Genomic DNA, 8,485 nt, shown 5'->3' with positions numbered 1-8,485 from the left:
GTGCCAATTGCTCCTGTGTATTCTGGAACTTCATGGATAGCCGCTTCGATACCATTTACGCCACCTGTGAATTCTGGGACTTCTACTACTGGAGCTGCTTCGTCACCTGCTGTGCCAATAGCTTCAGTGTACTCTGGAACTTCATGAACAGCTGCTTCGACACCATTTACGCCACCTGTAAATTCCGGGACTTCTACTACTGGTGCTGGTTCATCACCCTTACTTGTAGTTGGAGATGGTTTCTCTGGTTCTTCTGGAAGCTCTTGGTGGAAGGTCGTCATTTCGTAAAACTCAGGTTTGCCACCTTCCCAAACGAGTTTGACATCCAACAATGGCGCTTTTTCTCTCACTGCAAATGTTTGGAAGCTTGAGGTAATTGCTCCTAGATCTGTCCAAGCTCCGTCTCTATCTGCTTTCAAAGTGCGAGCAAGCACACGTGCAGTAACTCCTTGAGGAATACTTGAAACAAGGCGAATATGGTTAGCGTCTGTTGGTTCTGACAAGTGGTAAACAAGCTCACCTTGTTCTTTCTCAGCCTTGTAGCTTGTTAAGACTTTACCATCTACGAGGTTCGTGTAAAGGTTGCCTTGGCTTTCACCGCTGTTTCCTTGAACAGTAGGGTCATTGATTGGTTTTACGAATTCGCCATCATTGATCACCAACTCAGTGAAGCCTACAAAACGAGCATCATAGTCTGCTGTAAATAGAACACGGAGATAGTTGGCTTTAACTGGGCTTGAAAGTTCACCCTCGATATAGCGGTTTCCTGGCATCTTAGAATCATGTGTCCACCCATCTGTCAAGGAATCATCACGTGTTTCATTAGCAAGGCCGTCACCAACTGTCACAACATCGGTCCAAGTCTTGCCATCTTGACTGACTTGAATCTTACCATCACGAAGATAGTTTTGAGTGCCGTCTTGGATATAAGCTCTAATCTTCTTGATGTCACGTTCGCTACCAAGTTTCAAGGTGATATGACCGTCTTTACGAGCATAGTCTGAAAACTCTACAAAGTTATTGTAAACACCATCGAATAATTGATCCAAGTTCTTGATCTTACGAACGTCATTTCGACCGTATGTTGGGTGGATTCCCATTGATGTAGAATCAAGTGTTGTTGGTTGAACTTCTTTTGTCTGAACGAGTAGTGATGTCGCTGCCACTGCTTGTTCTTGGTCAGTCTTATTAATCAAACGAACATAACGTACCAAGGACTTATCTGTCACTTGATCAGCTGGATACCATTCTTGGGCATTTGGAGAGTATTCCAAGTTGAGGGATGGATTTTCTGTACCAAGTGCTTGAATGCTTTCAGCTTGGTGCAGACGATCAAGTTTCATACCCAAGTAGCTATTAGCTGGAAGCTTAGTTCCGCTTGGAATTTGAAGGTCATAACGGCCTAGGCTGTCATAAACTGGAGTTGACTTCAAGCTTTCAACGTTTGTATCCGTCAATTCGCTATTGCCTGCACGTGTTTCAACTGAGAAGTCAGCGATACGCCACCATAAGTTGATGTTCTTAGTATTGCGAACACGAACGTAGCGAGCTGAAATTGGAGTTTCGATTTCTTTTGTTTGTTCACCAGTCAAGCGATCCAATTCTTGCCATGAGCTACCATCTGCAGAATATTCAAGAACACCTTCTGCCAATTTATCTCCTGATCCTTGAACCAGACGAACCTTGGTCACAGGTTTGACTTCACCCAGGTCAAGTTGTACCCAACCATTGACTGGAGTTGTGTCTGTTCTATCAGCATTTGCAAGCATGGCTTCAGTATTATCACGTCCATCTGTAATCTGTCCAACTGTTGTGTTGTACTTGTACATAAGATTTGGACTGATAGTCACAGTAGCTGACTGTTTAGCACGAGTAACTTCTACAGGGCGGTTAACAGCAATTTCTCTTACCGCAAACCAAGTGTTTCCACGATCTGAAGTCGCAATCATGCGAACAGCTTTAGCGTTGATGTTGAGGTTTTCAAATTTAAGCAGAGGCTCATTACCAGTGTAGCTTGGTTCTGAAAGGGTTACCCACTCATCATTTTCATTGAGATACTCAACCTTAGCGTTGTTGAAGGTATCACGAGGATTTGCTTGAGTTCCCATTGCAAAGGTCAAGTTTTGAACTGAAACAGCCTTATTAAATTTCAAGCCAATGTAGTCACCAGTTTGAATGCTATTTGGTGACTTGATAAGGGCATGTGTTCCTAAATCTCCGTCCGTTACTTCAGCTAATCCACCTTCTACACCTGTACGATTTGTGATAAAGGTACTAATAACTTGGTCAGGATGCAAGGCTTTTTGAACTTCTGTTGCGAGGATTTCACGCAGTCCAAGCAAGAATGGACGGATATGTTGAACACCCAACTCAGCTCTCTCATCATGGTCTACATAATGGAAGGTATAAGTTTGAGACTGTTCATAAAGTTTCAAGCCCTTGTAGTAGCTATCCCAAAGTTTTGCAGAATCGTTCTTTTCAATAGCTTCTGTACCATCAAGAAGAGCACTCAAGGCGTCCATTTGGTCAATAGTATTATCCAACCAGTAGTGGATTTGAGCACGCATCTTTTCATCACCAGATGCTTTATAAAGTTGAGCTGCTGCTTTTAGTTTAGCAAATTCTGCACGCAATTCTTGACGCTCTGCACTGACATCTTGACCAGCTTTCAACTTAGACATGAAGGTCGCCAATTTCGGTGCAAGTTCAACAGACTCTTCCAATTTCACAACACGACCATCCATGTTTTGGTTGATCATGTGTTTACCAAGCTCACGGAAGGCAACTGATGCTTCGCTATCTGTAAACTTACCGTTTTCAACAAAGTTGAAGGCGATATCATTCACTCTCTTAGCTTCTTCTTCTGACTTCCATTGTTTCCATGCATATTGGGCTGCAGAGAAGAGGGCAATCTTAGAAGGTTCAGATTGTTGCATTGGGTTCAACATGATACCTGATAGGAGACTAGGATCTACATTCGGATGAAGGAATTTCTCACCACCACCTAAGATCAAGTGTTGTTTAGAGTTATCTGTAACAGGCCAGTTTACCCATAGAGAAACTGGTCGGTAGGTCTTACCTCCTGCAGTCAGGTTATTCTTAAGGTTAGAGAGGAAGCTTTCAGACACTTCACCCCAAATCTTACCACCAGTAAGGGTCATTGATGCTGAACTTGGAAGATTTTCGTTGAGTGATTTCAACTCATCTTCACGTCCATTACCCCAATATTGACCTGGAACGAAAATCATTTCCTTACGAAGGCCAACATAAGTTGCTTGTTTTTCAGTCAACCAATCTGTCATGTCCTTCATCAAGCGGTTATAGCTATTGTAGCCACCAACTGGACTTGGAGCATCATCGGCTAGAATACCGAACTCACGGACACCGACATCCATCAATTGAGTGAATTTAGCCTTAATGGTTTCCAAATCTTGTTGGTAATCAGCATCGTTGCCAAAACGGATACGGTTGTTCATGAATGGGTGGATGGTCCACACATAACGAGTCTTGTTTTGGTTTCCGACACGTGCCAATTCACGGATTTCAGCTAATTTTTCTTCTGGATAAAGTTCACGCCATTTCTTGTTATGGTATGGATCGTCTTTTGGTGCAAAGAAGTATTGAGTCAACTTCAAGTCACCACCATAGCGCATCAACTCAGCACGATCAGCATTGCTCCATGGATTTCCATAGTAACCTTCGATAAAGCCACGATTCTTAATTTCAGCGAAGTCTTCAACTGTTACATTACGCAAGACTGGAGCTTTGCTTTCATTAAGCATGTGTTTGAGAGTCGTCAAACCATAGAAGACAGCATCTGTATCCTTACCGACGATAGAGATTGTATTGTTCTTGATTGACAAGGCATAGGCATCAATCTTATCAAAGAGTCCTTGAGATAGACTTGGCATTTCTTTTTCAGCTTGTGAATTTTGTCCATGAACGCCAAGATAGATATTTGTTGCACCTGCTACAGGTGTTTGACTGCTTGTGTATGAAATTTGATGATCTTGTAGAACACTCTTCAAGCGGTTACGAGTATAGATATCCAACTGATTGCCCATTACAATATTTACTTGTTTATGGAGTTTCGTAACACCTTCACCATAAGTTACTTTTTGTGGTGTTGGGAATACCTTGTATTCTTTCTTGAGATAGTCTTGGCTTTGTGCTGCTGCAGCAACTACGTCGTCACTAGCAGGTTTGCTAGCTACAAAGCTATCAGCAAGTTCAGTTGTACCATCACTTACTTCTTCAACTTTAGGTTGCTCTGGAGTGACTGGTTTTTCAGGAGTAACTGGCTCTTCTGGTTTGCTATCAGAAAGTGGCTTAAGAAGTTGAATCTCTGCTGCACTACCAAATCCACCGACACCTGCTAGAACTTTAAACTCTATCTTATCTGTTTCAATGGCATCAAAGTTAACTGTTTTCTCTTTGGCATTGTTTTCCCAAGTTCCTGAAGCAACTTTAACCATTTGACCATCTTTTTGAGCATAGATTTCGTAAGATGTCACGACACCATTGCCACCACCTGGACGTGGAAGATAAGTCAAGCCATTTACTTTTTCTGCTGCTTTCAAGTTCATTGCCACTGTGAATGGAGCTTGTTGTCCAAACCATTTTGAATGCCAGAAGGTATTTGGATCATTGTCGAAGGCTTTTTCTACTGGACCTTCTGCATTGGTTCCTGGTAATTCCTGACTTGTTGCAGAAACTGTAAATTTATCATTTGGAATCAAACGTGGATTTACGAATGGTTCATTTGACAACTCAGCACTATGCAAGATTCCTTTGAAGCCACCGATTGTTTCAAGAGGTAGAACTAAACTATTATGCGCAAAGCGAGGGTAAGCTGGATTTGCAATACGTTCAACTTTTTCGCCATCTACATAAACTTCTGTTACTTGAGGTTTGGTTACAACAGAAATTTGATAACGTTTGTTCTTTTCAAGTTTCTTATTAAATTGGATATGGAATTGTTCAAATTTATAAGCGAGGTAGCCATCCTTATCCGCAAGATAAAGTTGGTTGTCTCCGCTAGTTGAGAAGGTTTGTTGACCATCACCAGTTACAGTAACATCCAATTTCAAGACATGACTAGGACCAACATCACCAACAAGACCTTCGATAGTGCTATCTTTTTCGAAATTCAAACCTGCTTCAGTCTTCTGTACTTTCTTAGCAAGATAATCTTTGACAGTCTCAGGATTGATCTTGAACAAGTCTTCTTCAGCTACGGTCTTATCAGGATTCGATTGTGGTGCATAAACACTTGTTGGCAAGGTGCGCTCTGCAAAAGTCTTACCCGCACGATCAGATCCCCAAGTACGTTCTGCAGTAGTCTGCATACTCTTGAAGAAACGTTTAAAGATATCGTAAGAAGTAAGTCCAGTTTCGTGAAGGTCAATATTGTCATTCCATACAGCGTGACCACCACCGATAATGTTTGGATTAGATGCTTCTAATCGAGGTCCTCCACCTGTTGTAAAGTCATTTGGAGTCCAACTATTGTATTGGCGTTCATAACTTGCATAGTCTCCGTAACCACCTTGACTATTGCTTCCACTAGGAACACTATAGGTTGGAATATCTGTGATATTGATAATCTTAGCACCTTGAGCAATAGCATCAGCTGGACGTTGCCATCCGATACTCCAGATATCAACTTCTACATCTTTCCAATCAACTGGCGTTGAACCTGGTTTAGCACTAAGTGAACCCCAAATACGTGGTGTATAGCCTTTTCCTTTGATGTACTGGATCATATCGTTTACAAAGCGACGATAACTTTCCGGATTTCCGTAGTACTCATCTGTACCGATATGAACTGTTGAAACGCCATGAAGTGGTGCATCTTCACCATCAAGCAATTTATCATAGACTGATTTGACAAAAGCAAGAGTTTCATCGTACTTATTATCCAAATCCAACATAGCCACACGTTCTACATTGTGTTTTCTCTCACTAAGTCGACCCTTATACATCAAGTCTGGACGAACTTTAACGAATGATAGAGCGTGACCTGGAGTGTCAATTTCAGGAACAAGGTTGATATGCAAAGCTTTTGCTAACTTAATGATTTCTTGCATCTCTTCCTTGGTGTAGTGCTCTTTTGATGTTAATTTTTCACCATTGTCACCAACAACATCTGTTTCTACACGGAAGCCAGTCTTAGCATTTTTTAGGACATAATCCAGTTCCTCTTGAGGAGTAAGATTTTTCCCTGCTAAATGGTCTTTTAAGAAGATATAGTTGTCATTCAAGTGCAACTGCAAGTCGTTCATCTTGTAGTAGGCCATGTTGAGCATGATATCCACGAGAGTATCATAAGGAATAAACTTACGACCTGTATCTAGCATAAAGCCACGGTGACTAAAGCTTGGGAAATCACGAATTTCACCGTTCTGTAGGTCTGTTTCTCCCATTTGAAGGAGAGTACGGGTTGCATAAAAGGCACCTGCATTTGTTGCAGCTTCTACTGTGATAACTCCATCTTTAATGGTGATACCATAGCCTTCTTTGCCATAACCCTTGTCTTCAACCTTCTTAAATTCAATTCGTTTTTGAGCTGTTTGATCACCTGTAGCGATTTCTAGCCCACGACTTTCAAGGTCAGTCTGATAGAATTTCGCTTCTTGACCAAATCCAGAATCTCCGACTGAAATAACAGTATCAGCTGTAATAGAAGTTTTGCCTTCAGTTCCATACCATTGTTGAACTGCTGGAGCAACTGCTGGTTTAGTTCCAACACCTTCGTCTGCATGTAACCCTTTAATAAGGACTTCAAATTCTTTTGTGAAGGTATGAGTATCCTTGATTTGTTGGACCATTACCTTAACAGTTTGGTCTGTTAAGGGTTTGTAGATTTTGTTATTAAGATCAATAACTCCCTGTTTGTTGCTACCAATCAAGCTAACTTTTCCTGGCAAGCTCGGTAAAACAAGTGACTTACCGTCTTCAGCAACTGTTAGTTCTGTAACTTGGCGAATGTCTGTCGGTTTGCTGGCATCAGGGATATTTGAATAAGCGCGAATCTCTTGGATACCAACATTTTTCCAGTTCATAGTACCAGCTTGATAGTCTGTGATTTCAAGTTTAAGGTATTTAGCTTGGATAGCTTCTTTTAAGTCAACCTTTTCATCAAGAACAGGTGTTCCTGTTCTTTGATGAGCCAACTTCCATTCTTTGTTACCTGAACCATTTACATCATCTTGCCCAGCGTAGTAGAGATTCCAAGATTTGATATTTGGATCGTTTTGTTGACCACGAAGACGGCGATCCCAATCAATTTCCACATGCTTAATTACGGTTGTCTTTTCAAGTGTAAATTCGATTGTTGGTTTCTCAACGTTTTGGTCAGTAGCCCAACGAGTATCAGGTTTGCCATCAATTGCCTTTTCTGCTGTAAATGGTGTGTTGGCTTCATGGTTTGAAGCTGTTGCAGTCGCCTTTTCTAGATGATTGACATCTGCTGTTTCAACTAAATCCTTAGCAACTGGTTTTGTTTCAGCTTGAGGAGCAACTGTCGGAGTTTCTACTTCTTTCTTCGGAGTTTCTTCTACATTTGGCTGAGTTGCCACCTCAGTGGCTTTATTTTCGACGGCACCAGCATTTGCTTCAGCTTTATCAATAGCTGATGCTAAATCTGCAGGTAACTTTTCCAGTGGTTGGACCTGTGTTACTGCTCCCTCAGTTTCTACAGGAACTTCTTTTTCTGCCGCTTGAACCATTCCGGCACCAAAGATACTGGCACCAATCATGACAGAAGCTGCACCAATCGTAAATTTGCGAATACTGTAATGACACCGTTTCTCAAATAAGTGTTTTCCCATTTTTCTCCTGTTTCCTTTCATACGCTTCAAGAGTAAGCGTTCTCATTCCCCTTTAGAAAAAGAGAGGACCTAGAGGTCCTCTCCGGGTTTTGTTTTTCTCCACTACAATAAGTAAGGAGTTCGAGCCATCGTTAGACGAAAACTCTCTTATATTTTAATCTTCTTTTCTTTTGACAGCTAAGAGTGCTGCTGAAACTGCCATGCTAACACTTGCAATGAAGAGAGCTGTTTCAGAGTTATGTTCACCCGTATTTGGAAGAGCATTTGAATTTACCTCTTTAGATGTATCTTTATTCTCTACTGAAAGTTTTGAATCTTCTCGATACTCTGGTTTTTCCACTACAGGGGCAGGTTGGTTACCTACTGTACCAATTTGGCCTTTGTATTCTGAAACTTCATGGATTACGCCATCACTTCCATTCACACCGCCGGTAAACTCTGGTACTTCATGAACCGCTGCTTCAGAACCATTTACACCACCTGTAAATTCTGGTGCTTGGCTCACAGCTGCTTCTGCTGCGTTAACTCCACCCTTGAATTCTGGAACTTCGTTTACAGCTACTTCTTTTCCTGCCGTTCCAACTACTCCTGTATACTCTGGAAGTTCTACAACTGGCGCTAGTTCATCGCCTGCTGTGCCAAGAACTCCAGTG

At 41.7% G+C, this 8,485-nt stretch carries 2 protein-coding genes; both read right to left on the bottom strand.

Annotated features, from left to right (window positions below; genetic code table 11):
* Positions 1-7,832, bottom strand: a 7,832-nt coding sequence (locus HMPREF2805_RS06340) for an SIALI-17 repeat-containing surface protein (RefSeq protein WP_075231854.1), incomplete at its 3' end; no start/stop codon positions are given.
* Positions 7,833-7,986: 154 nt separating this feature from the next.
* Positions 7,987-8,485: SIALI-17 repeat-containing surface protein (locus tag HMPREF2805_RS06335; RefSeq protein WP_186822559.1), on the bottom strand; the 499-nt coding region annotated here is incomplete at its 5' end.

Source organism: Streptococcus sp. HMSC034E03, from assembly GCF_001811505.1.
Lineage (GTDB): Bacteria > Bacillota > Bacilli > Lactobacillales > Streptococcaceae > Streptococcus.
This window is presented reverse-complemented; position numbering and strand designations above follow the sequence as displayed.